At 45.3% G+C, this 1,673-nt stretch carries 3 protein-coding genes; 2 read left to right on the top strand and 1 reads right to left on the bottom strand.

Features of this window, described 5'->3' with window-relative positions; translation table 11 throughout:
- Positions 1–225, top strand: a 225-nt coding sequence (locus tag RAC86_RS38450; protein ID WP_377886928.1) for a hypothetical protein, incomplete at its 5' end; no start/stop codon positions are given.
- 2 nt (positions 226–227) lie between these two features.
- A complete protein-coding gene (locus RAC86_RS38445) occupies positions 228–1,127 on the top strand; it encodes an SDR family oxidoreductase (protein ID WP_377886927.1) in 900 nt (299 codons plus the stop codon).
- 44 nt (positions 1,128–1,171) lie between these two features.
- Here RAC86_RS38445 and comK read toward each other — a convergent pair.
- Positions 1,172–1,673, bottom strand: a 502-nt coding sequence (comK, locus tag RAC86_RS38440; protein ID WP_377886926.1) for a competence transcription factor ComK, incomplete at its 5' end; no start/stop codon positions are given.

Here is a 1,673-nt window from a genome sequence, read left to right as displayed (position 1 = left end):
GCTTTTATAAGTACGATTTATTCACCCATCACCCAATATTTAGTGTATTTAGAGCTTGAATTTATCATAACTCATATATTCTTATTTGTAAAGATAAATATCGAAGAAGCATTTGTTTTTTCTTGTCTTCTTTTTCCTTACCTATTCAAACTGCCAAAACATGTTTTTCTGCTTATGCTCAGGGGTACACATACGAATGTACACCAAACAGAAAAGGAGCGTTGATGATGTCTGATTCAAATCTTACGAATCCTGTAAAAGCATTTTTTCATGATGAATTTCCTGAACAATATCAAGAGCCGCCAGGCCTGCAAAAGAACATGAAGCCTGTCCCTGATTGCGGAGAAAAAAGCTACAAAGGATCAGGTAAACTAACGGGTCGAAAAGCGCTTGTCACGGGCGGCGATTCCGGTATCGGCCGCGCTGCCGCGATTGCTTACGCCAGAGAAGGTGCCGATGTGGCCATTAACTACTTGCCCGAGGAACAGCCAGATGCTGAAGAGGTAAAAGAGCTGATTGAAGCAGAAGGCCGAAAAGCAGTGCTGATCCCCGGAGACTTGAGCGACGAATCCTTTTGCCAAGATCTAGTCAAACAGGCGCAGCAGGAGCTCGGAGGACTTGATGTGCTAGCGCTCGTTGCAGGCAAACAGCAAGCGGTCGAAAACATCGAAGATCTGCCTACTGAACAAATCTATAAAACATTTGAAGTGAACGTCTTTTCCCTTTACTGGGTTGTAAAAGCGGCGCTTCCGTATTTGCCGGAGGGAGCTTCAATTATCACAACTACCTCAGTTGAAGGCTATAATCCAAGCCCGATGCTGTTAGATTACGCAGCAACGAAAAACGCCATTATCGGCTTTACCGTTGGACTGGGAAAACAGCTTACTTCCAAAGGCATCAGAGTAAATTCAGTTGCGCCCGGACCAATTTGGACACCGCTGCAAATTTCCGGCGGACAGCCGACGGAAAACATCCCGAAATTCGGACAAGGCACGCCGCCAGCTCCATTAAATCGCGCTGGGCAGCCAGTGGAATTGGCCGATGTTTATGTATTTCTAGCTTCAGAGAATTCAAGCTATGTGACATCTCAGGTATATGGCATCACCGGAGGAATTCCGACGGCATAGCTTTATGAAAGGAGCTGCCCTGTGGGTCAGCTCCTTTCTATTTTCTAATACCGCTCCCCGAGCTCACGCAAAATAAAATCATAAATCATCTTCGTCCGCTCTTCCTTCGGGTACAGCATAAATTCCTGCCTTTTCGGCACGCGGTGGTCGATTCTGTCTTGGAATTTGGTTCTAAGCCACGCTGTTCGGTATACCTGGTTCTCGAACGAATTATAAGAGATCGGCAGCTCCATCGTTTTCCCATTCGAAAACGTCACTTCCGTATCGTCGAATTCAGTCGCTTTGAATTCTTTTACATGCACATGGGAAATCCAGCCGCATTGGGGTCTTGTCGAAGAAAGTGTAGGGAATAAAAAGATTTGGTTCGAAGGGTCCACCATGATTGGCGGCTTGTGTGAAATTTTTGTCACTTCATAAGTTCCTGCTTTTCTTCCCGCATAGCTTGATCCAAAAAACCGGCAGCTTCTGTCGACAATTTGCAGCGGCTTCATGTTGACATAAAACACGCAATCTTTTTCAATAATTTTGGAACAGATTTTGCCGTCT

The sequence above is a fragment of the Bacillus sp. LR_5 genome (genome assembly GCF_042709275.1).
The sequence above is the reverse complement of the archived record's forward strand: the minus strand, read 5'-3'. Positions and strand labels throughout refer to the sequence as shown.